Genomic DNA, 22,042 nt, shown 5'->3' on the forward strand with positions numbered 1-22,042 from the left:
TGGGCACATGCCTATGAAAGGCAAGAATTGTTAGAAGAATTTTTCGTTGAATGTTGAATAATGAAGCAAGACCGAAACAGAGAGTGAGTTCTTTGTTTCGGTTTTTTTATAGTGAGTAGCATTGAAGTGTAGATAAAGTGTTTTTATAATAAATCTATCGGAGGTGCATATGTTTAAGATAGGTGAATTTTCAAAGCTCTCTCAAGTGAGTATCAGAATGTTACGTTACTATGATGAGATGGGCCTATTAAAGCCCGATAGGATTGATACGTTTACTGGTTATCGACTATATTCGGCTGCTCAATTGCCCGAACTCAATAAAATACTCTATTTGCGTGATAGCGGCTTTAGTGTAGCAGAAATTGCGGTTTTGCTGAAAAACAAAGAGCAGGACTTCCTTGCAAAACAATTAGAGAGAAAACGAGATGAGATTAAGGCGACTATTGAAGCGGAAAAACAAAAGTTAATCAAACTAGAAGTGGCTAAATTAGAATTGACGAAGAAACGAACAGAGCGCCATTATCAGGTTACAATGAAAGCAGTCCCGAGTTATCATGTGCTCTCCCTTCGCAAAGTCATACCAAATTATTTTTCTGAAGAGGAACTGTGGAGAGAACTAGCCACTTTTATGGGAAAACAGAAAATAAAGAATTTCGGACAATCATTTTCGATTTATCACGACAAAGAGTTTAAAGAAAAAATGTCGATGTTGAATTGTGTGTGCAAGTGAAAGCAGGCCTGCAGGTAGATTCCAAAGTATTTTCCATCTACGAAACGGAGGCAGTGCCAATTATGGCGTGCACGATGGTGTACGGTGCATTCTCCAACATAGCCAACGTCTATTTGTCCTTGGCTGAGTGGCTACAAGAACATCCTTATTACCAAATGGACGGACCAGACAGGCAAATCGTGCATCGCGGTCCTTGGAATGAGCAGGAAGAACGTAATTATTTGACTGAAATACAAATACCGCTCATAAAACGTTGAGTAACAGATTTTTTCTGTTTTTTCTTGACTCTCACACTGTGTCAGGCACTATTCTGAGAGCACAAAGAGGAAATGGAGGAAAGAAAATGACAGAATATAAACTACAACCGATCGGGGTCATTCAAAACAATGAGGACGGATGCTTCCTCAAGCTTAAGAAAGAATATATTCCAGCTTTAGCAGGGATTGAAGGATTTAGTCATCTTCAATTAGTATGGTGGTTCAGTGATTTTGCGGATGCAAAGTATCGAATGATTTTGGATGCTGAGCAACCCTATAAATATGCGCCTGAAAAAATGGGAATATTTGCTACGAGATCACCCATTCGACCAAATCCAATTGCATTAAGTGTTGTTCAAGTGTTATCAGTCGATGTTGAGAAAGGAATTCTTTCTATTCCTTATATTGATGCAAACGACCAAACGCCGCTAATAGATATCAAACCTTACACACCAAGTTTAGATCGAGTAGAAGCGCCTAGAGTTCCTTCATGGTGCCATCATTGGCCGAACAGCTTGGAAGAATCTGCTGATTTTAATTGGGAAAATGAGTTTAATTTTTAGAGGATGAAAAAATAGAGGAATCAATCGGAAGATTATTGGCGCAACAATGAGTAGTTAAGAAATGTCGATGTTCGATTCAAGTAAAGAAAAAACACGGTTTGTTTTTAAGGGACATCATCCGCTATAATTGGGGTAAACATTAGGAAGAGCGAAAGGAGTATGCTGCATGCTAACAGGCAACAAAGTCACTTTAACCCCTGCGGAAATCAAAGATAAAGAAGCGATCTATCAATGGTGTTTTCACTCTGAAACCACAAAATATCATTCCGGACCACCTTCTTATCCTAATGCACCGATCGCCACTGAAGCAGAGTTTTTTAAGGACTATCAAGAGTATTACTTTACTGGTGCTCAACCGCAAAATGGCAGAGGCTTTTTGATTCTACATGCAGGTGAACCGATTGGCTTTATTAGCTACTCCTCGTTTCATCTAAAAGACGGCATAGCAGAACTGGATATCTGGTTGAACCGGGAAATTCATTGCGGCAAAGGATTTGGCACCGATGCGATCGTCACCCTCGGTGATCATTTACATGAAACATTCGGCATTCAAAAATTGATGATGCGACCATCGAGAAAAAATATTGCTGCAGTCAAATCTTACGAAAAGGCTGGTTTTACGCAATCTTCCCAAGACCTTGCTGACTATTTGTTGGAAGAGTATCTTGATTTATATGCCGAAGGGGATTATGGGGCAGAAGAAACGGTGACATTGATCAAAACGTTTCCGTCAACTGCATTGAGCTGATCTATAACAGTCGGCTTCAAACGGTTAAAGGTTATTTCATGAAAACAGTCCATTTCACTTTGCAAGCAAGGGGAAATAGACTGTTTTTTTACCTTTTAGCAATTTAAGGTCATTCAAAATACTCGTTCTTCGCTCTGTCTTCTAACTTCGTTCGCACGCTAAATTCCTTCCTATGCAACAGTTATCGAAAAATCGCATAAGCCCCCACCATTGCTATTCCAACATTTAGAACAAAACATAAAATAAACATAGTTTTTTTTCAAAATTCCGAGAAACAGCGAGTAGGTTGTCATTGCTCATGAAATGACAGATGGATAGAATGGTTGGGTGTCTTTGCACAAAAAGTACAAAGATACCACCATTGTGAAGCGCTTTATTCTATGATACCCTGATAACAGATAGGAGGAGATAAGGATGTTGCGTTTCCAAATATGAAAAGGGTAGGCTGGTGTTGACGACAAGTTGTCCTTGTACGAAACATTCGGAGGAAGAGAAAATGAATACCCAATTAATTGATAAGAGATTAGAACAAAAGCAAAAAGAGTACGCTTTTTATGGCAACATTCGTGTGGTCAAAGCTGACAAGGTTTTGGTGGATCGCTCTTTTGGCTATGCAAACGATGCAGACAAATTACCAAATCGTGCCCATACCCGTTTTGGCATTGCCTCAGGTTGCAAGTTTTTTACGGCACTAGCCATTTGCCAATTAGTTGAAGCAGGCAAACTGAGCTTTGACACGACACTACAGGAGTATGTTCCCGATGTATTGCCAAACTTTGATCAAGCTGTGACTGTTCATCATTTGCTGACACATACCTCTGGTATCCCTGACTATTTTGATGAAGAAGTATCCGATGATTTTGAAGCAATTTGGCAAGACTTGCCGACCTACCGAGTGCGAACCCCCCGTGATTTTTTGCCCCTTTTTCAAAGAAAAGCCATGACTGATCCAGTGGGAAGCAAGGTCAAGTACAACAATGCAGGGTACATCCTCTTAGGAGTGATTGTAGAAGCAGTTAGTGGATTACACTTTACCGACTATATTGAAAAGAATATTTTTGAAAAAGCAGAAATGACAGATACTGGTTATTTTGCACAAGACACGCTGCCTCGCAATACGGCATTGGGATATATTGAAACGGAATCAGGATTGAAAACCAATATATTTTCCATCCCAGCCAAGGGCGGACCGGATGGCGGTGCTTATGTATCAGTTGAAGACTTAGAAAAATTCTGGCATGCATTGATGAGCGGGCAATTACTGAGTAAAACAATGACCGAGATATTTTTGACACCACAAGTCCATAAGGAAGATGAATTTTTTTATGGCTATGGCGGTTTAATGAAAGTGGTAGAACAAAAAGTGGTGAAGTACATCCAGATGGGCTATGATCCCGGGGTCAATTACCATTCCGTCTACTACCCAGATCAGCAGTTGTTGATCACGGTATGTTCAAACAAATCGGCACATGCCTATGAAATGCAAGAAGTGTTAGAAGAATTTTTCGTAGACTAATGAAGTAAGACCGAAACAGAGAGTGAACTCTTTGTTTCGTTTTTTTTTATAGTAAGTTTTAATGCGTGATCAAGAATTCGCAACAATTGTGGTGAGTAGGAAAAAAATTAGGAAATATATTTTCAAATTGGATTGATTATTCTTTGGTATGTCGGATCATAGAGTTAAAGGTTATGCTCTTTAAGACATATTTTGACGGCATGTATCTATTGTTGTATAATGTATATACAAATTCATTTGTATATACATTGGGAGGGTAGAAATTGAAAAAAACAAAAAATTATAAAGTCAGAAGATCTGGTAATAGTGATATTACAACGATACCTGCAGAAGTAAAGGAGTATATCGGTGTTCAGACCGGTGAATCAATCAGTTATGTTTTTGAACGGGATGGATCTGTAAAAATGATTAAAGCGGTTGAAGAAGTTTCTATTGATTCAATCGTAGATTCAGTCATGGATCAATACGACAAAGCTTTAAAAGACTTGGTTGACTTATGATTTTTTTGACGGCGGCAGATGTGATTAGAATCAATGCGAAAGTAATTGTACAGTATTCTAAAGGAGAAATGATTGGTGTAAAAGATGCAAGTGCGTTGGATATGGCAATAAATCAACCTTCACAAGCTGTGTTTGGCAAAGAATTATATCCGACAATTTTTGATAAAGCATCAATTTTAGCAATTAACTTAGTAAAAAGACACCCTTTCCATAATGGTAATAAACGGACCGCTTTAGTTTCTATGATTACTTTTTTACAGCTTAATGGATATGTGACAAATTTTTCTCAAGATGAAGCGGTCCATTTTATTCTGACTATTACTACTAGTAAAAAAGAGTTTAACGATTTAAAAGAAGAGGTGGCAAGCTACTTACAAGATTCTAATCGCGTAAGGCCTAACTTTTAAGTAAAGTGTGCAAAGAAACATTTCAATTAATTGATGGTTGTTTCGTAATCAAACGAAATTGTTCGCTTAAAGGTTAGTAGCTAATCATGACTTTTCGTTAAACACATCGACGCGAAAGCAGATCAAATCCTTATAAAAAGGGATTTGGTCTGTTTTCGTCTTTTCTATTCGCCACTTGCGCCACGCGTTTTTTATTCAATAGTTATTCTTCTAACCCTCGGTTCATCTATCAATCGAAAAATCGCATAAGCCCCCACCATTGCTATTCCAACATTTAGAACAAAACATAAAATAAACATAGTTTTTTTTCAAAATTCCGAGAAACAGCGAGAATGTTTGTGCTATAATGGTCGCTCACTGAAAAAATTCAACAGAATCTGGGAGGTATAGCATGCAGGAATACATTACGATCCACAACGCCAGGCAGAACAATTTGAAGGGCTTTGACTTGAAGATTCCCAAAAGAAAAATCACGATTTTCACGGGTGTCTCTGGTTCAGGCAAGTCATCGATCGTCTTTGACACGATCGCACAAGAAGCTGGGCGACAGCTGAATGAGAACTTTTCGAAATTTGTCCGCAACTTTTTGCCAAAATATAGCCAGCCCGATGCGGATGCCATCGACAATCTTTCGATGGCGGTAGTAGTTGATCAAAGCCGTTTAGGCGGCAATTCCCGCTCCACATTAGGGACGATCACGGATATCAATCCCTTGATCCGCTTGCTTTTTTCTCGTCTTGGTCAACCGTATTTAGGTCCTGCATGGAATTTCTCTTTCAATGATCCTCATGGGATGTGTCCCACTTGCGAAGGGATTGGGCGCATCGTCGGCTTAGATTTAGAAAAGGCACTGGATCTTGAAAAGTCCTTAAACGAAGGGGCGATCTTGCTTCCTGGCTATAAAGTTGGCTCTTGGCTGCTGAAGTCTTTCACCAATACGGGCTTTTTTGACAATGACAAGCCGTTGAAAGAATATAGCGAAGAAGAAATGAACCGCTTTTTGTATGCCCAAGGAGAAAAAATCGATTCCTTGTATATGGAAGGGATGAGTTCCACCTATGAAGGCTTAGTCGCTCGTTTTAATCGCTCCAATATCAAGGGTGGCAATGAAAGCTCCGCTGCTACCCAGAAGAAAATCGCTTCTTTCATGAATGAGCAGAAGTGTCCTGACTGTCAGGGAAAACGATTCAATCCACAAGTACTCGCGTGCAAAATCGCGGGCTATTCGATTGCGGACTTTTTGGCGATGCAAGTGGATGAACTATTGACGGTTCTTCAAGAAATCTCGGAGGAGAGTGTCCAACCACTGCTTCAAAACATCCAAGCGAGAATCACTGATCTAATCAATATCGGGTTGGATTATGTTTCCTTAGACCGTGAAACGACGACCCTTTCTGGTGGGGAAAGTCAGCGGGTAAAAATGGTCAAACACTTGTCTTCTAGCTTGAACGATGTGATCTACATTTTTGATGAACCGAGTATTGGGCTGCATCCAAGGGATGTCCATCGATTGAATGAATTGTTAGTCAAACTACGGGACAAAGGGAACACCGTCATCGTAGTGGAGCATGATCCAGATGTCATTAAAGCAGCTGACCATATTATCGATGTTGGTCCTAAAGCGGGGAAAAATGGCGGCTATATTACCTACGAAGGAACCTTTGAAGGATTGCTGCGCTCAGATACACTGACTGGCAAAGCATTTGGACAGATGGTGGACTTTAAAGAAGCACCTCGCCAGAGTCAGCAGGTTATCGAAACGAAAAAATCGACGCTGCATAACTTGAAAAATACAGTACTGCGGGTGCCATTAGGAGTATTTACAGTGGTGACCGGTGTCGCTGGTTCTGGAAAGAGTAGTTTAGTGAATGGGGTTTTTGCTAAAGAATACCCTGAAGCCATTACGATCGATCAATCAGCGGTGGCGGGAAATATCCGCTCCAATCCAGCGACCTATTCTGGGATTATGAATGACATTCGGAAGTTATTTTCGCAAGAAAACAAGGTCTCAGCAGGTCTTTTTTCCTACAATTCCGAAGGTGCCTGTGAAACGTGCAAAGGCCACGGGTCCATCAAGATGGAGCTGTCCTTTATGGATTCCGTTGAGGTTTTGTGTCAGGCCTGTGGCGGCAAACGGTTTAAAGAAGAAGTCTACCAGTATCGCTTGAAAGGCAAGTCGATCGATGAAGTCCTTGCCATGAGCATCACAGAAGCGGTGGAATTCTTTGAGGAAAAAGCGATTCAAAGAAAACTAAAACAGATTTTGGCTGTGGGACTAGGATACATGACCCTTGGACAGCCATTGAATACCTTGTCTGGTGGTGAATGCCAGCGACTGAAATTAGCAAAAGAATTAAGCAAAAAAGGCAATATCTACATTATGGATGAACCAACAACCGGATTGCACATGGCAGACATCAAGAGCATTTTGGCGATCATCGAACGACTAGTGGAAAAAGGCAACACGGTGATCGTGATCGAACACAACCTTGAGATCATGAGAGCAGCGGATTGGCTGATCGATGTCGGTGTTGATGGCGGGATTCGCGGTGGCGAAGTGTTGTACGAAGGGATTCCAGAAAAACTGATCGAGTGCCAGTCCTCGATTACTGCCCAGTATTTATTTTAATTTGAAAACCAAAAAAAGCCGCAAGCAGCTCTTTCATCGAGCGCTGCTTGCGGCTTTTTTTCTTTATCCTCCAGCAAAAAAGAATATGATAAGTCTAAAAAGTGAATTTCTCCTCGTTATTTTTTTCATTTTTAGTAGGTTTTTTGATTAAAAATATATAAATTTGAGTATATAATTACCAAATAGTGTGCTATTTATGTAATAGTATAGAAAAGAATTTCTTGAAAAAAGGAGTGGGATGAATGAGAGAGTTGCAATTGGCCTTCATCAGCAACCGTACGACCGCGCGCTTGTTTCGGCTGCTGAGTACGATTGAGCGAGACCGTGTGTTCACGATTGGCGACTTAGCAGACCGCAATCAGGTGACGCAACGAACGATTGCCAATGATATCAAATACATGAAAGAATATTTTGGGGACAGTATTGCCCTCGTTTCGGGCAATAGCGGGTTTGTTTTCGAAGAGAAAAAGCCAGCAGACTATCAAAAAAGAAAACAAAGCTTGTTAAAAAATGAATGCTTATTTGAAATTATCGGGAATATTTTTCATGGCAAACTATCTAAGGTGGATGAGCTGGCACATCATTATCATTTTTCAGAGAGTACGTTTCGGCGTTTACTCAATCAGCGAAACCCTATTTTAAAAAGCTATGGCTTGCAGTGGGCATCAAATCCCTTAACGATTGAAGGAAGTGAAGCCAACTTGCGTAAGTTTTTCAAAGATTTTTATTACGAAGGTGTGGAAACGATCTATACGTTGGTTCCAGATCAAGCCTTGCATGACTTGATCTTAGGTCAATTGGAGGACAAGTTCGGCTATTATAAAATCGGATCTGGGGCGACTCCCGCAGCGTTTTACTACACATTTTATATTGCCATCAAGCGTGCGAGCCTCGGCTATCGTATCACTATGCCGAAAGAACTGGTTAGACAGGCGTATAAAGGGAACAGTTTTTCCAAGCTCTACGCACTGAAGGAAGGCATTGAAAAAATCTATCAGGTTCAGCTGCCCAAAGAAGAATTCGCTTGGATCTACTTAGTCACCTTGTGCAAGCGAACCTTGGATCAAGAAGAACGAGAGGAAAAGTTTTACCAACAATTTCATCAAGGCGAAGCCATCACAACTGTGACGGACTTGTTTCTTAAAAACCATGAGGTGCCCCAAGCACAAGTCAAAACGGTTGCGACATTTTTACGTTCTTTCTTTTTATCGAGAAAAATTAACCATGCAATTGCGCCGGTTTTGAACAAGGAAATGGATGATATCAAAGAGGTGATCATGCGTTCCAACAGTGAGAGTTACCAAAAGAACTTACAATTTCTTAAGGAGCAGAGCAAAAAACTCTCTTTGTCTACTGCTTACTTAGAAGACATCTGTGTCAGTTTAACGATTTATAGCGAGCTGATTTTCGATTATTATGCACCAGCAAAAACCATTTATTTCCTCTTAGAAGGGGATCATTTTGTGTGCCAGCATATCCAAACAAGAGCGATCCAGCGATTTGGCAGCAAGCATAAATTGACGTTTGTTCAACTGCAATATTTAACAAAACATACGCTTAATGCTGCCCATATCGATTTGATCGTGACCAATTACAATCGCTACCTCGTTGATTATAAAGTCAAAACAGATTACTTATTGTTAAAATCTCTCCCGGATGATCGCGATTGGGAACACCTCGAAAGGAAAATAAATCCCCATCAAAAACCGCTCTTTTAAACCAATTGCTGTGCTGTTCACGCGTTTAAATAGGTATGTTATTTATTCATCTATTTCAGGTGTTTATGAAAATAATGATTTTCCTTTGAGAAACGACCACGCTATTCTTAGTTTAGTAAGCAACACGCGTGTCATACTTACAAATAGTTTGTCCCAATAACCTTCGTTTTTGAGAATCCAGAACTCATATGTAGTTATTATTTTATGAAAACTTAATCTAACAACTTTCTCCAGACATTTGATTCATCAAAATGTCTTTTTTTGTCGTTCCCTCAAAAACGAAGAATATTGAGACAGCTTTGCGTGAAAAAGCAAGAAGCTATTCCCTAGTTTTCAGCTTTCTTAACGCAACAAAGACTTGAAGAAAGGAGGATATGATGAAATTACTTACATTGTTTTCTGCCGTATTACTACTGAGCAGCACGGGCGTCAACACGACGATGGCGTTCCAGCAAGTTGCTTATGCAGAAACAGAGTCACTTTCTGAAGGGACGCAACAATCTTCTGGGGAGGAAACCAATAATTCTGCTGATCAATCGGAAACGCAAGAGTCAACCGAGCAAAGCAGCGAGGAACAAACAACCTCATCGGAAGCCACCGATGATTCAACGACCGCTAGCCAAGAAGAAGTAGAAGAAACTGAAGCACTGCCCGAAGCAGAAACGCCAGACAGCTCAGAAGATGAAGAGGAGCCTGAATCTGAAAACGAGCAAGTCGAAGGGTTCGATGCAGAAGTTGCAACCATCCAACTGACTGTAGCAAGTGAGGCGCAATTGCGGGCAATTTTACTTGGGGAATCCTTCACCGATGAAGAGGGCACGGAGTATCGTTACGAAGAAATCGCCAATGAGCAATCGCTAGTGCTTACTTTTGCCAGCAACTTGGCATTAACTGAGCCAATCAGTGGGATCCAACGGACGAATGTTACTTTTCGTAGTCAAGAGATGCCTGTGATCGTTTCACAGACGGCAGCCGAGAACCTGATGCAGTTTGTGGCACCCGTTCAACTGACTTGGCAAGGGGTGCAGCAACAAGGCATCCAGTCAGCGCAAGGGCTGGCTCAAACAACTGGGGCATCAACGATCACTTTTGAAGATACCCAACTGGAGCTGACCACTACCGCAGGTCGCGTGGTGAATAACAACCAAGCACATCTTCATTTCAAAGGAACCAATGTGGTGACGACAGCGACGTCTTCCATTCCAACCTTATTCACGGCGGAAAGGCTTTTGGTTGAAGGACAATTGACGATCAATCATCGCTCCTCAAATGCCACACCGATTTTTGAAATGAACCAAGTAGCAGTCGCTAGCCAAGCTGAAATTTCTGTCACTCGCAGTACCAACAGCAATACTGGCACCGTCTTTCACATGACGGGTACCGCAGCAAGCCTTGATTTTGGTCAAGGAAGTGTGACGACGATTCGCCAATCTGGTGCGATGGTCTCCTTGCCAAATGCCAATCAAGACAGCCGATTGACGTTAGCCACAGGGGCAACTCTGGATGTTGGTACAGGACAAGGACTTTCCGGGAACTCTACCAGTACGTTAGGAGAGATACGGTTACAAGCAGGTAGTCAGTTAAAGCTATCTGAATACGGGACGGTCAGCGGGACGCCTGCCATCAATGTCGGACGCCGCTTCGTCGTTGAAAATAGTACCGCAGACCAACCTACCATTATTGAAGGAACGCGGACGGGCACAACGACCGGGGCATTTATTCATGTTCGTTCCTCTGAGGCGGAAGTTCGCTTTGGTGCGTTCACCCAAATGAATGTAAATCAAACAGGGCCACTATTAACTGCTTCTTTAGCAGATGTTCTTGTGGGAGAAAACACACGGATCGATGCTGCGACCGGCAATGGCTTTACTGGTAGCACCATGGTCAAGAGTTTTCGGATGGAAGATCATAGTCATATTGAATTGCAAGAACGGACAAGCAGTAATTCAAATGTCCAACGGTTCTTTGTCCGAGATTCCTTTGTCACAGGCAACGATGTCACCTTGAATGCGAAACGACAAGTGACGACTGGTGACGCTGCTTTCATGCAATTACAAGCGGCGAATGCTCGTTTTATTTCAGGCGATAATAATCAAATGACCATTTCGCAGCGAGGAGCCATCTTCACTGGTTCAGCCACCACAAGTGAGCTGCACTTTGGGAAAGAAAATACCATCCAGCTCACCTCTGGGCGAGGATTAACAGGGAGTACCGGATCTACACGAAGGATGGTGGTGGGCGAAGAAACAAAAATTTTTGTATATGAACATGGCACAAATGATAACCAGCATTTTGTTCGCTTGCGTGATGAACTAAAACTGGAAGCTGGTGCGGAATTGCATATCCAGCGAACATCTACCCGAACAGCGGAAGCCATTCGGCTGACCCGCGCCAACTCTCAGTTTACGATGGAGGAAAGAAGTAAACTATTTGTCGAAGTCCGGGGGATCGCCTTTTATGGAACCACGACAACGAATGTCTATGTGGGTGACAATGCTGAAATAGATTCGAAAGCTAGTTACGGCTTTACAGGTCGACGAACGATTCGTTCGTTTGTTACTGGGAAAGAGGCAAAAATCAGTCACACTGAGGCAACCAGTGGAAACCTGACTGTGGCAACGGGCTTATCAGATTCGCCTTTTCGAGTGAGCCATACCTTTACACTGGGAGAAGATGCAGAATTTACTCTTCTACGTGAGCGCAATCGAAATGATGCTGGTGCGATTCGAATCAATAATACGAGTGGTGTAGCTACTTTGAAAAAAGGCGCAAAGATGTCCATTCAACAAGTCGGTGGTGCTTTCTATGCTCCCCGAGGTGCAAGTTTTGTGATGGAAGAAGGGGCATCCTTTTATGCCAATACCTCCAATGGCTTCAACTCAAGTACCCGTCGCTTTAGTCAAATGTCGATCGGGAAAAATGCCGATTTCCACCTGACAGATGCCGCTATGACCGTCAATCGCTCCACAAGTCGACCAATGATCGACATTGCCAATACGATCACAGTAGGAGAAGATGCCCAATTTCTGGTAGAGACAGAAGTCAATCGAAGCGAACTTATCTATTTTAGAAATTCGCGGGCCAACTTGAATATCAATGGCGTACAACGATTCGAATTGGTTCACCCGACGACACGAGCGGGAAACAGCCGTACCACTTTGCAACGCTTGATTCGCTCAGGAACCAATACGAATGCGAATGGGTTGAGTATCAATTTTGATAATCAGAAAGTGTCTCTTTGGACAACCACTGGGGAAGCACCAACAGAAGAATTCATCAATGTTTCTGGTACCTTGCGTATCAATCGCAATAGCGGATCGAATCCCTCGTGGGGGTCTTTCAATGTCGAGTCGCGTTCTCGCTACCTGAGTGTTCAGAATGCGGATGGGTCGCTAGAATCCTTAAATGGTGTCGACTTTGCTGCAGCAATCAGCGGAAATAACTACCGTCGTTTGGTTTTTTCAGAACCAGAAGGCCTCGTTGCCCGAATCGATGCATTGAGTGATCAGTCGACTGAAATCACAGGTTCTATGTACGAGGATACCGATATCACAGTGATCTCCTATACCAATACTGACGGAGAACTCGTCGAATTAGACAAAAACTCTGAACGAATCGAATGGGGCGACTATCGTGATGAAAATCAGCTGTATCGCTATTTCCGTATTCCACTAAGAGAAAATGAACGATTGGAAACAGAGACAGAAGTGTCGATTTTCTTATCAAAACCGTCGATTGAGACCTATGTCGATGTGACCGCTCGTCAAACCGTGATTAAAGGTGTGAACTTTGAAGCATACAATATCACCTTAGATCGCTATAAAATTAATGAATTAAGCACGCAAGAAGAATTAGATGCTTTGATCCTTCAAGAAAGTCGTGCGCAAGCCGCAAACGTCTTGACGGAAGCGGATATGACGGAAGACTTTCGCATCGTAGAAACGGATCTTACACGAGAAGTGGACGAAGACGGCAGCTACTTTGCTGTTCTTGAGGTGGGGAATAAAGCCTACCAGATGACTATCGGTATCGATGTGACATCGAAACTGGAGCATATGCGAGTGACGATCCCGACCAAAATGGTCTTCGAATCCTTGTACAACACAGCGGAATCGAATCGTAATTTTGAAAGCCAAACGTATGAGATCCGCAATCAATCGCCACTTGCCGTGGATACCTACGTCAATCAACTGGCGATCGATGATAGTGCCAGTATTGTCTTATTAGAAGCGGGAGAAGATCCTCTCGACTATGCCGAAAGTGAAAGCGAAGAAGAAGACCCAACCCTGACCTATGACGATATCTCACCCCCGCTGTTGCGATTGAATCTAAAAACGGAAGAAACACAGATCCAACTCTATGAAGCGATGGAGGAACAACACTTGGTTCGCCTAGAAGAAAGAAGCCGCGTGCCGATTTCCTTAACGGGGGACTTCTATGGAGACTATCCCCAATGGATCGTTGATACAGAAGCCGACCAAGGTGGGTATTATGAAGACTTGCTCGTACCGAAGTATCGCATCGTCTTACGCTTTGTCCCACGAGATTAAAGAAAAAAGATCGTACCAAACGTGAAGGAGGTGAATCCATTGGAGCAAACGAATCAAACCGAAACGAAGGATCGACGGAAATGGATCTTGTGGTTGTTGCTGTTGCTAGTACTTATCGGTGGGATCGGGTACTACTTTTACCAATCAAAAACAGCAGTCCCTTTGATCAGTGCCGACCTGTTGCCAGAATCTGGCGATGCCACCGATCAGCGGGTTTCTGAACGAGCGCAGGAGATTGCGGATGCGAATTATTTCACGCTGCAAATCAATCCAGAAGCCATTTTTGAAGATGGTCAAAGCACAGGATCCATCGAGATCGTCAATCCAGGCACCAATGTGTACCCAATCGCCGTGGATATCTCTTTACTGTCGAGCGGGGAAGTCATCTATTCTTCCGGTGCGATCTATCCAAACCAATTTGTTGAAAATGTCGCCTTGGCGACACCGTTGGCAAAAGGGGAATATCCCGCAAAAGCCACCATCAATATTTACGACCCTGAAAGCAAAGAAAAACAAGGGGTCACTGAAGCTGAATTAACGATTATCGTTAAGAATTAAAAAAAAGGAAAAGTGAGGAAATAAAAATGAAAAAATTTGTAGCAGCCATTCTAAGTACCGCAACGATCGCAGGAGTAATCGCAAGCGGCACCACCGCTTTTGCGACACAAACCATTGACGGACGTGAAGGCGATACGTCAGGAGACGTCCAAGTAAACGGGATCATCGGATCATTCGATAACACAACCCCTGGACCAAATCCCGACGATTTGAATCAATGGATCAATGTGACGATTCCAACGACTGCTTTGTTCTATACGACAGAAGAGTCAAGCCACAAAGAGATCGTTTCACCTAGCTACACTGTGACAAATAACTCAGCAGTTGGTGTGATCGCTTCTGTTGCGGGTGTCGATACACCATTGAATATGGATGAAGTAGACTTGTTAAACGTAAACGGTATTGAGTTGTTTGAAAACGGCACACCAACCGTAGCAGAAACAGAATTATTTACCCTTGAAGGCAACCAAGGTACGAATGTAGGAACATTTGCGTTCACGGGTGAAGCAACACCGACCGATACATCAGAAGAATCAAATCCAAGTTTCAAATTGGTCTTGAGCTTTGCGCCGGATGTAGAGGAAGACTAAGAATTGAAATCCCAGTAAAGAAGGGATCTATCGTATGAAAAAACGAAAACGAATCGTTCTTTTCGTCGCTGTGTTACTGACTCTGACTGTCTGGGATCTATCGGAAACCAGCGTCGCAGAGGCGACGACAGGGCAAGTCTCTGTGACTGGTCGAATCGGTGAAACGGTGACGCAAGAGGAAGAAGCAGACGATGACAATAAGAAAAAGATCGTAGCAGATGGTTCTCAAATCGGACAAGGAAAATTACCACAAACAGGTTCGTCAAACACAAGCAGTTTGATCATTCTTGGGTATGCACTCCTAGTACTGTTTGTCGTCGCAGTAACAAGAAAAAAGAAACACGGTGAAAGCGTCGCTCCTTAACTATAGGCATCGCTAGAAGCGTAAAGGAGAAACTGTGGGGAAAACTTGCAGTTTCTCTTTTTTTGATGAAAGATTTAACAAAAAATGGACCAAAAGAAGAAACAGTACTTAGTGATACCACAAACGCTGTATAAGTGAGGTCAGTGATAGCTTTGAAAGAAGGATACAGAAGATGAAAATCAAGAAAGAAGCGTTTGAAAGAACCATCCTAAATAGTGAATACATCGGGTATTATACCCATCTGCTGAGTGCAGATAGTTGCCCATATCATCAAGGAAAACAACTCGATACCATGCGTTACTTACTAGAAAACGATCGTATAGAAGAAATAAAAACCAATGCTCGCTATTTATTTCCTTTACGTAAATATAAATTACCCAGCAACTTGCAAAAAGAGTATCAATTATTGGAAGAAAGTGTCTCCTTTATCTCAAGTTTAAATACTCATCTGCTGATTCCTCAAGCAGCCATTGAGCAAAGTCTTTCAATCAAGGCAGAAAATGGAGCAAAAGATCAAAAAGAGCATTACAAGCAGCTGGTCAGAGGATTGCTAGATATTCTGCATTGACACCTGTACCTGGGTGATTTTTCAGCAGCTAGAAAAAAAAGTGAATGAATAACTAGAAGAACAAGCTGAGCTTTAGGAAGAAAATAACGGGACTTGTTCCCCTCAAAGAAAGGAGTAAAAAAGCATGACGGTATTTACTTCAAAAACAGAATACCTTGATGGATTTCAAAAGAAATTTGCGGAGTCACACCGCGCCAATGGCGATTTAGCGGCGTATGTTGAAAAGCAATTGGCCCTCCTTGATGAATTGGTAGCAGCCATTTCACCAGAAACATTTTGGGCGATCACCCCAGATATTTTGGGCATCGACGCCAAACTGGTCTTAGTCACAGAAATGATGCGATTCGACGATTTTTCCGACAATGAGATCATTCGAATCGTTGAAAATGATTACCGCTTTTATCTAAAAGAACTGTGTGGTTACAATCTAGGAACAAAAGCGAAACATTCTCTGGTTTTCAATGTGAGATGAATCAAAGAGGGGAATGGTAGGCATCACTTCTAGCAAGACGAGTAGGTAAGAAGTGATGACTATTTTTAATACTTTTGCAATTAGGGAAGTTGAGCGATTGAAATAGAAGGGGTGTATCGAAAAAAGAGTGAATAGACAAAAAGCATTCAGGAATTGACTTCTTGAATGCTTTTTGTCTATTCACCTATCAAAAAAAGGTCTTTTCTTTGATTTCTACTTTCTCTCATGTGAAATCACCGTTAAAACGATGCCGAATCAGCAAAAATTCTGCAAATAAAAATATTTGTGTTATATTTGAAGGGCATCTGTTCATTTTTTTAATAATCGTTTATTTTTGATCGCGTATAGTGAGAAAAATAAACGACGCGAGGACTATTTTTTTCGCTTTAATTGATCAGCTGGGGCAGGTTTGTCCAAATAAAACCCTTGTTGAAGAAAAATCTCTTCTTCAAGCAGGTACTCATGGATATCCGAGGTTTCGACCCCTTCGACAATAAATTGGATTTTACGATTGCTGGCGATATTTCGCCAGAAGTCGATCAAAAAGAAAATCTCTTTTTGGGACAGGACTCGCAACGAGATAGGCGAAAACTTGATCACATCGATTTTATCCAGCATCGGTGCAATATTTGTCAGTGAATGAATGCCTGTCCCTACATCATCCAATGCGACAGAGAAGCGCATCTTTTTTATTTGGTTGATTTTGTTCATAAGAAAGGACTTGGGATCACAAGCGATAGAAGGTTCTGTATCGTCTTCGGTGATCTCAATCAAAATACGATCATGGTAGGGAGCTAAATCAGCTAACATCAAAAAGGTTTCTGGGTAGCTGAGTTGTTGCGGGTGGATATTGAGACTGATTTTTGTTTCTTCGTTCGGATGAAGCAAGCTGAAAATTTCATTTCGATACCACTGCAGTAAACGAGTATGTAATTTTTTGTATTTGATCACTTGCTGGAAGAAGGAAAGGGGAAACCTATTTCTTTCGGTACTTCTCAATAATAATTCGTAGCCAATCACTTTCTGACTATCTGCTTTCATTTGAAAGATAGGCTGGGCATCAAAATATAATTGGGGAAATATCGATAAGAGTTCTTGTTCTATTTTCTCAGACATTGGTTTCTGCTCCTTTCTGGGGTCGCTTTATTTTTAGTTTCATGAAGTGCAGGAAAAAAGCTTATTTCGTACGCTGCATCGTTAAAGAATCGAGCCTTTCAAAATCATGGGCGAACGATTTTAAAGAAAAATCTATGAAAGAAAGAGGGAGTAGTGTGTTTGTCCATCTGATTTATGCTGCGATCTATTCTGTGTTAGTCGTGAGCTTGCTCATTTCGTATGATTTGTTTATCAAGAACTTCAAAGAATTGAATTTACGCCTGTCGTTTAAAATTCTTATTGGTATTGTTTTGTTTATTTCGCAAGTCTACTTTATTATATCATTTTCTTTGAACAGTATCGGTTATGTTGCGTATGAATATACGATTCCAATCTTTATTTATTATTTTGGCATTCTCAAAGAAAAAATCTATCTGATTGGGTTAGTACCCGTCATTTTGCTGACCTTTTTTGCATTGATCAATAAATTTGAATGGGAAGCCATGCTCTTTATTATCGGATTAAATTACATCATTTTAATCGTTACGGGCTTATTAAAGAAAAGATTTTATGGGCAACCAAATCACACAGCATTTTACCTGTTTTCGATTATCGTTACGGTTGTCTCGCCGATGCTCAACGCCTTGCTTTTTTATCGCCGCGAAATTAGCGTTTGGGATGTGGTGTCTTTAGGCATTGGATCTGTGGGGATCGTTTCTTTATGGAAGTATTATTTGCAGAATCAAAAAAATTTCCTGGAAAAAATCAACACAAAAATCATTGAACGCAATTATGATGAGTTGACCAAGGTGAAAAATTTCCGCAGTCTGAACGAGGATATTTCAAAGCTGGCGCTACCTGAGAAGGACCAACTCGTCGTGGTGATGATGGATTTAGATCATTTTAAGCGCATCAATGATCACCATGGACATCAAATCGGCAATCAAGCCCTATCCTTCTTTTCGGAAAAGCTGATGACGTTTCTCTACCAGAAAAGTCCTTCCCATTTAGTCGAAGTTTATCGATATGGCGGCGAAGAATTTTTAGTCCTATTTAAAGAGAATACTTCTGATGCTGTGAAAAAAATTATTGAAGAATTCCATTTGTTTTTAAGCAATGAACAGTTGAAATTAGAAACCGCCCAACTGACCCTTTACTTTTCGGCAGGGATTTCAGAAGCAGCCTCTGCGTTAGACATTTCAGAAACCTTTTACCAAGCAGATCAAGCATTGTACGAAGCCAAAAGGAAGGGCAGAAACCGCACGATTATTTTTTCTTGAGACGTTTGCTTTTCTAAAGAAGGTTTCGCAGTCTTTTCTCAAGTAGATCAGGTGTTGTAAAAAAACAAAAGGAAAGACAAGGTCGTTTGATTTTTTTAGACGAATGCTTTTCAGAAGAAATTTTAATAAAGAGACAAGGTTCGCAGGCTTCTTTGTCCAGCGTCGTAGCTTTTTCAAAAGGAAGAGAGGAAGCAATCTGGTAAGTATAACGGTTTACCGATTATCTTGAGAGGTTAATTGAAGGGAAAAAACAAGTAGAGTGCTTTTTAAGAAGTGGGAAGAAATCACTTCTTTTTTTGCACCAAGCATTGGGCAGTCGCGCTTGGCAGCATCGACTTGGTTTTCTGGCGTGTTTACAGTCTTTAAAAGCAATGGTATATTTATTTGATAAGTAAATAAAATTATTTTGTACCTGTGTGTAACGATTACTGACTAAGGAGACTTCCCTATGAAACCAATTCGACGAATACTGTACCAAAGTGTTTTGTACGTAGCTATTCCTTTGATCGTGAGTCTACTGATTGGCTACCTAGCCAAATGCTCACTCCTGATTCCTGCCTCCATTATTTATGGCGTTCTTTTAGTGTTTATGATCCCTTCCGACAGCTTTTTATCAAGCAGCGTGGACTACCAAACGAAAAGCATGAATCCAAGTTTTCGTCCTCCGCCATTAAAGAGAAGGTTTGAAAGTGCGCCAGAGATGATCAATTTCCTCTTCGTTTTAACGGCACTGGTTTTGTGTTTGCTGCTCTTATTGGTTGGGTAAAGGGAATTCATAGAAATCATGTACTAAGAAGAATGACAAAAAGAAGAGGAGAACAGCGATGAAATTACTCAAACAAATCAATTTGATGGATGATAAAAAAACAATAAAGAGATTGAATCTCGCGGCGATCCCTAGTTTTATTTTTTTCTATGTGTTCTTTACACTCTTTGTCTTAGGTGGTCATGGGTCAAATGCTGAAACTTCGTTTGTTTTCGATCTTTTGATCTTAATGGTTGCGTATTTTATTCTCATCATTATTCATGAATTGATCCATGGTGTCTTCTTCAAGCTTTTTGACCCCAAAGGGAAGGTAAAGTTTGGGTTCAAAAATGGCGTAGCATATGCTACGAGTCCCCATTCCTTTTATTCAAAAGGGAAATTTGCCATCATTTTATTGGCGCCATTCCTTGGCATTTCTGTGGGTCTCTTTCTTTTTTATTTATTTGGCTGGTTGACGGCATCTCTTTTTATCTTGATTGCTGCCGCACATGCCGCTTCTTGTGTGGGAGACTTTTACTTTCTTTTTCTGATTGTTAAAGCACCAGCGAACAGTTGTGTTGAAGATACTGAAGTGGGGCTAAATATTTATCAAGGAGAGTAGTTTATTTTTCAATTGATCTTGGCAAAATCAAAGAGCAAGAAAATGTATGCTAGAAAATCTCTTACAAAAAAACAAACACCTCAAAAGTGTTTGTTTTTTTGTAGGACTGTTTATAAAAAACGTATATAGCAAGAAGACTGTTCGGCCGACAAAAAGAAAACTTGTTTTAAATGATCGTTTTCTTACTAACGCTTTACCGATACAACGGTAAGCTGCCAGCGACTTTATTGATACTCTTTTTCTTGCCTTTTAAACAAAGACCAAAATAAGCCAGTGTTTCTGTGGGAATCGTCTCAAGCGTCTGGCGGTATTGCTCATAAGAATTGGTGGTCTGAGCAACGTCGGAAAAATCAATGATGGTTACTTCTGGATCTGCTTGTTGACTGATCGATTCACGAATGGTCTGCAACTGTTCCTTGTTCGTTTTTAAGATAGGAATGGGGAAGTTGACAATGCCAAGGTGTTTTCTGCCTGTGGAATCGTAAATATCCTCTCCGATTCCTTCGGGAAACAATTTGCCTAAGGTTGCGCCTAAAATTGCTGCAGTATTTGCAACTAAGCCAATCGGTAATTGTTCATCGATAATCATGACACATTTTTCTTGGTTATTCATACGTTCTCACTCCATCTTCTTGATAAATTGTTTGGTAAGCTTTCGGGGTGACCCCAATCAAGCTTTTAAAGATACGGGTAAAATGACTTTGGTCACTAAAACCTGTCAGAAAAGCGACTTCTGCAATTGCTTCTTGTGCTTCTAGTCTTTTCTTGGCAGCACTGATGCGCACCGTACTTAAATATTGAAACGGCGACAGCCCATACGCTTTGGTAAACTGCCGAATCAAGACGTACTGATTCATTCCAAGAACGTCACTTAATTCACTCAAGGACAATTTTTCGGCATAATGTTGATCGATATAGGCTTTTGCCGCTGCGGCTTTATTTGACACCGGGTCCGTTTGTTCGTGGGTGAAATCCGCATACTGAACAAGCAGGTCGTGAAGCAGACAAGTAAAGCGTTCTTGCTTTTCAAACTCATCACCGCGATCCGACAGCAACAGCTGGTGCACTGCATGAAATTCCTCTTTTTCTTTCACTTGGCGAATGACCGGTTCAGGAAAGTGGGGCGTCAATTGAGTGTTAAAAATTTTTTGTACTTGTACCGCCATGTTCTCCGGGGTTAAGTGGATATTGCGGTAAACCAGCTTTTCCTCCGTGAGTTGCTGGCAGCGGTGGGCAGCCTTTGGCGGAATCAAAATCAAGTCGCCTGCTTTAACGATATAGCAGGTATTTTGACAGGTGAATTGACGCGTCCCAGCTTCCATCAAGCCAATCACATAATATTCGTGCCAATGGTTAGGAAACTCCTGCTGGATGCCGTTAAATAATAAAGCTTCTACACCAAGGGTGCTATCTTGAATGATTTTTCGTTCATTTCTCATCTGCATTCTCCTTTTTGTTACTATAACAAAAGTGGTTTTTGGTGAATAGAATGATATTGACTTTTGACTATTTTTCTTGATGGAAGACACTTGGTTGGGACTGAGAAAAGGGGCTGGAGAAGATCGGAAAAGAGTGGATCAGGCTTGAAGAGAGAACAGCGGGTTATTTTGACGAATTTATGGAATGAATCACAGCAGATGGACCATGCGCCGTGAAAAAATAATGATAAATCCTTGGCATTTGAAAGTTTTATTGATGGAAGTATGGGACCATTTGACTGCAGTAAAGTTTGTGACGGTGGCTATCTTTGAAAGGTGGTGGTGCATATGAATGTAAGTACTAACTCTTCAGAAAGGAGAAGCCTTTTTGTCCACAGCGGAAGCAATCGGGCTAATGATCAGTTTTGGTACATTTACCGCCATGCTGATCTTTGGTATCCTAGCCGCAGTGAAAAATGACAAAAAAAATAACCGTCGACTTTAACAGGGAAACGGTTATCTTTTAAGTTAAAAAACCTGTCGCCGTCTTAAATGGCGCTGCAGAGGGGTTGTGGCAACAACTCCTCTTTACATAGTTAGTATAGCAAGAAGAGAGTGATTTTTCAACTTTAACAAGGATATTTTCAAACAAAATCGATAAGCGACATAGGCAAAACCTTATTCTCAATTGGAATAAGGTGTTCGATGTAGT

At 41.2% G+C, this 22,042-nt stretch carries 22 protein-coding genes; 19 read left to right on the forward strand and 3 right to left on the reverse strand.

The features are described from left to right. Positions 1-169: 169 nt before the first annotated feature. The 15 genes from IGI82_RS02720 to IGI82_RS02790 all read left to right on the forward strand — a co-directional run bounded on the left by IGI82_RS02720 (position 170) and on the right by IGI82_RS02790 (position 16,170). A complete protein-coding gene (locus IGI82_RS02720) occupies positions 170-730 on the forward strand; it encodes a MerR family transcriptional regulator (protein WP_375806708.1) in 561 nt (186 codons plus the stop codon). A gap of 74 nt (positions 731-804) precedes the next feature. Next, positions 805-987, forward strand: a complete 183-nt coding sequence (locus IGI82_RS02725; protein WP_369596783.1) for a GyrI-like domain-containing protein — start codon at positions 805-807, stop codon at positions 985-987. A gap of 86 nt (positions 988-1,073) precedes the next feature. After that, positions 1,074-1,550 (forward strand): SAM-dependent methyltransferase, encoded by a 477-nt coding sequence (locus IGI82_RS02730; protein WP_153883029.1) that lies wholly within the window; start codon positions 1,074-1,076, stop codon positions 1,548-1,550. Between the two features lie 166 nt (positions 1,551-1,716). Continuing rightward, entirely contained in the window at positions 1,717-2,298 is a 582-nt protein-coding gene (locus IGI82_RS02735) for a GNAT family N-acetyltransferase (protein WP_375806706.1), read from the forward strand. Positions 2,299-2,794: 496 nt separating this feature from the next. Further along, positions 2,795-3,814, forward strand: a complete 1,020-nt coding sequence (locus IGI82_RS02740) for a serine hydrolase domain-containing protein (RefSeq protein WP_375806705.1) — start codon at positions 2,795-2,797, stop codon at positions 3,812-3,814. Positions 3,815-4,077: 263 nt separating this feature from the next. Continuing rightward, positions 4,078-4,314 carry an addiction module antidote gene (locus IGI82_RS02745; protein WP_010748784.1) on the forward strand — a complete coding sequence of 79 codons (237 nt, stop codon included), beginning with the start codon at positions 4,078-4,080 and terminating at the stop codon, positions 4,312-4,314. Then, complete coding sequence (locus tag IGI82_RS02750) at positions 4,311-4,721, forward strand: type II toxin-antitoxin system death-on-curing family toxin (RefSeq protein ID WP_074934362.1); 411 nt, start codon at positions 4,311-4,313, stop codon at positions 4,719-4,721. The genes IGI82_RS02745 and IGI82_RS02750 overlap by 4 nt, the downstream gene beginning before the upstream one ends. Before the next feature lie 391 nt (positions 4,722-5,112). Beyond that, a complete protein-coding gene (locus IGI82_RS02755) occupies positions 5,113-7,350 on the forward strand; it encodes an ATP-binding cassette domain-containing protein (RefSeq protein WP_438841762.1) in 2,238 nt (745 codons plus the stop codon). A 242-nt stretch (positions 7,351-7,592) separates the two neighbouring features. Next, positions 7,593-9,068, forward strand: coding sequence for a helix-turn-helix domain-containing protein (locus IGI82_RS02760; RefSeq protein ID WP_375806703.1), 1,476 nt, complete (start codon positions 7,593-7,595; stop codon positions 9,066-9,068). A gap of 377 nt (positions 9,069-9,445) precedes the next feature. Beyond that, positions 9,446-13,618, forward strand: a complete 4,173-nt coding sequence (locus IGI82_RS02765; protein ID WP_375806702.1) for a hypothetical protein — start codon at positions 9,446-9,448, stop codon at positions 13,616-13,618. Positions 13,619-13,657: 39 nt separating this feature from the next. Beyond that, positions 13,658-14,176 (forward strand): hypothetical protein, encoded by a 519-nt coding sequence (locus IGI82_RS02770; protein WP_015508953.1) that lies wholly within the window; start codon positions 13,658-13,660, stop codon positions 14,174-14,176. Between the two features lie 26 nt (positions 14,177-14,202). After that, positions 14,203-14,766: a hypothetical protein gene (locus tag IGI82_RS02775; protein ID WP_375806701.1), complete on the forward strand. Its 564-nt coding sequence runs from the start codon at positions 14,203-14,205 to the stop codon at positions 14,764-14,766. A gap of 34 nt (positions 14,767-14,800) precedes the next feature. Further along, positions 14,801-15,130 (forward strand): LPXTG cell wall anchor domain-containing protein, encoded by a 330-nt coding sequence (locus IGI82_RS02780; protein ID WP_375806699.1) that lies wholly within the window; start codon positions 14,801-14,803, stop codon positions 15,128-15,130. A 172-nt stretch (positions 15,131-15,302) separates the two neighbouring features. Next, the gene (locus IGI82_RS02785) at positions 15,303-15,698 is read left to right on the forward strand and encodes a hypothetical protein (protein ID WP_270788072.1); all 396 of its coding nucleotides are present in this window, start codon (positions 15,303-15,305) and stop codon (positions 15,696-15,698) included. A 124-nt stretch (positions 15,699-15,822) separates the two neighbouring features. After that, a complete protein-coding gene (locus IGI82_RS02790) occupies positions 15,823-16,170 on the forward strand; it encodes a DUF7006 family protein (protein WP_015508957.1) in 348 nt (115 codons plus the stop codon). Between the two features lie 372 nt (positions 16,171-16,542). Here the strand turns inward: IGI82_RS02790 and IGI82_RS02795 are convergent, their stop codons facing one another. Further along, entirely contained in the window at positions 16,543-17,286 is a 744-nt protein-coding gene (locus tag IGI82_RS02795; RefSeq protein WP_010748787.1) for an EAL domain-containing protein, read from the reverse strand. 134 nt (positions 17,287-17,420) lie between these two features. Here IGI82_RS02795 and IGI82_RS02800 point away from each other — a divergent pair, with 134 nt between their 5' ends. The 3 genes from IGI82_RS02800 (at position 17,421) to IGI82_RS02810 (ending at position 19,912) form a co-directional block, all read left to right on the forward strand. Further along, the gene (locus tag IGI82_RS02800; RefSeq protein ID WP_375806698.1) at positions 17,421-18,545 is read left to right on the forward strand and encodes a GGDEF domain-containing protein; all 1,125 of its coding nucleotides are present in this window, start codon (positions 17,421-17,423) and stop codon (positions 18,543-18,545) included. 448 nt (positions 18,546-18,993) lie between these two features. Next, positions 18,994-19,311: a hypothetical protein gene (locus IGI82_RS02805; protein WP_086339094.1), complete on the forward strand. Its 318-nt coding sequence runs from the start codon at positions 18,994-18,996 to the stop codon at positions 19,309-19,311. A gap of 58 nt (positions 19,312-19,369) precedes the next feature. Further along, positions 19,370-19,912, forward strand: a complete 543-nt coding sequence (locus tag IGI82_RS02810; RefSeq protein WP_128489111.1) for a DUF3267 domain-containing protein — start codon at positions 19,370-19,372, stop codon at positions 19,910-19,912. A 193-nt stretch (positions 19,913-20,105) separates the two neighbouring features. Here IGI82_RS02810 and IGI82_RS02815 read toward each other — a convergent pair whose 3' ends face one another. Together IGI82_RS02815 and IGI82_RS02820 are read right to left on the reverse strand one after the other, a co-directional pair. Further along, a complete protein-coding gene (locus tag IGI82_RS02815; protein WP_005232083.1) occupies positions 20,106-20,525 on the reverse strand; it encodes a DUF2000 domain-containing protein in 420 nt (139 codons plus the stop codon). After that, on the reverse strand, positions 20,518-21,351 hold the full coding sequence (locus IGI82_RS02820; RefSeq protein WP_375806697.1) for a helix-turn-helix domain-containing protein: 834 nt from the start codon (positions 21,349-21,351) through the stop codon (positions 20,518-20,520). Before IGI82_RS02820 ends, IGI82_RS02815 begins: the two co-directional genes overlap by 8 nt. 367 nt (positions 21,352-21,718) lie before the next feature. Between IGI82_RS02820 and IGI82_RS02825 the strand changes: the two genes are divergently transcribed. Further along, entirely contained in the window at positions 21,719-21,835 is a 117-nt protein-coding gene (locus tag IGI82_RS02825) for a putative holin-like toxin (RefSeq protein ID WP_080646931.1), read from the forward strand. Positions 21,836-22,042: the final 207 nt, after the last annotated feature.

The sequence above is a fragment of the Enterococcus sp. AZ067 genome (assembly GCF_051715005.1).
Classification (GTDB): Bacteria; Bacillota; Bacilli; order Lactobacillales; family Enterococcaceae; genus Enterococcus_D; species Enterococcus_D casseliflavus.

Excerpts from the sequence above, each read along its gene's own strand:
- IGI82_RS02720 (WP_375806708.1), top strand. The coding sequence starts at position 170 with ATGTTTAAGATAGGTGAATTTTCAAAGCTCTCTCAAGTGAGTATCAGA.
- IGI82_RS02725 (WP_369596783.1), top strand. The coding sequence starts at position 805 with ATGGTGTACGGTGCATTCTCCAACATAGCCAACGTCTATTTGTCCTTG.
- IGI82_RS02730 (WP_153883029.1), top strand. The coding sequence starts at position 1,074 with ATGACAGAATATAAACTACAACCGATCGGGGTCATTCAAAACAATGAG.
- IGI82_RS02735 (WP_375806706.1), top strand. The coding sequence starts at position 1,717 with ATGCTAACAGGCAACAAAGTCACTTTAACCCCTGCGGAAATCAAAGAT.
- IGI82_RS02740 (WP_375806705.1), top strand. The coding sequence starts at position 2,795 with ATGAATACCCAATTAATTGATAAGAGATTAGAACAAAAGCAAAAAGAG.
- IGI82_RS02750 (WP_074934362.1), top strand. The coding sequence starts at position 4,311 with ATGATTTTTTTGACGGCGGCAGATGTGATTAGAATCAATGCGAAAGTA.
- IGI82_RS02755 (WP_438841762.1), top strand. The coding sequence starts at position 5,113 with ATGCAGGAATACATTACGATCCACAACGCCAGGCAGAACAATTTGAAG.
- IGI82_RS02760 (WP_375806703.1), top strand. The coding sequence starts at position 7,593 with ATGAGAGAGTTGCAATTGGCCTTCATCAGCAACCGTACGACCGCGCGC.
- IGI82_RS02765 (WP_375806702.1), top strand. The coding sequence starts at position 9,446 with ATGAAATTACTTACATTGTTTTCTGCCGTATTACTACTGAGCAGCACG.
- IGI82_RS02775 (WP_375806701.1), top strand. The coding sequence starts at position 14,203 with ATGAAAAAATTTGTAGCAGCCATTCTAAGTACCGCAACGATCGCAGGA.
- IGI82_RS02780 (WP_375806699.1), top strand. The coding sequence starts at position 14,801 with ATGAAAAAACGAAAACGAATCGTTCTTTTCGTCGCTGTGTTACTGACT.
- IGI82_RS02785 (WP_270788072.1), top strand. The coding sequence starts at position 15,303 with ATGAAAATCAAGAAAGAAGCGTTTGAAAGAACCATCCTAAATAGTGAA.
- IGI82_RS02790 (WP_015508957.1), top strand. The coding sequence starts at position 15,823 with ATGACGGTATTTACTTCAAAAACAGAATACCTTGATGGATTTCAAAAG.
- IGI82_RS02795 (WP_010748787.1), bottom strand. The coding sequence starts at position 17,286 with ATGTCTGAGAAAATAGAACAAGAACTCTTATCGATATTTCCCCAATTA.
- IGI82_RS02800 (WP_375806698.1), top strand. The coding sequence starts at position 17,421 with ATGAAAGAAAGAGGGAGTAGTGTGTTTGTCCATCTGATTTATGCTGCG.
- IGI82_RS02805 (WP_086339094.1), top strand. The coding sequence starts at position 18,994 with ATGAAACCAATTCGACGAATACTGTACCAAAGTGTTTTGTACGTAGCT.
- IGI82_RS02810 (WP_128489111.1), top strand. The coding sequence starts at position 19,370 with ATGAAATTACTCAAACAAATCAATTTGATGGATGATAAAAAAACAATA.
- IGI82_RS02815 (WP_005232083.1), bottom strand. The coding sequence starts at position 20,525 with ATGAATAACCAAGAAAAATGTGTCATGATTATCGATGAACAATTACCG.
- IGI82_RS02820 (WP_375806697.1), bottom strand. The coding sequence starts at position 21,351 with ATGAGAAATGAACGAAAAATCATTCAAGATAGCACCCTTGGTGTAGAA.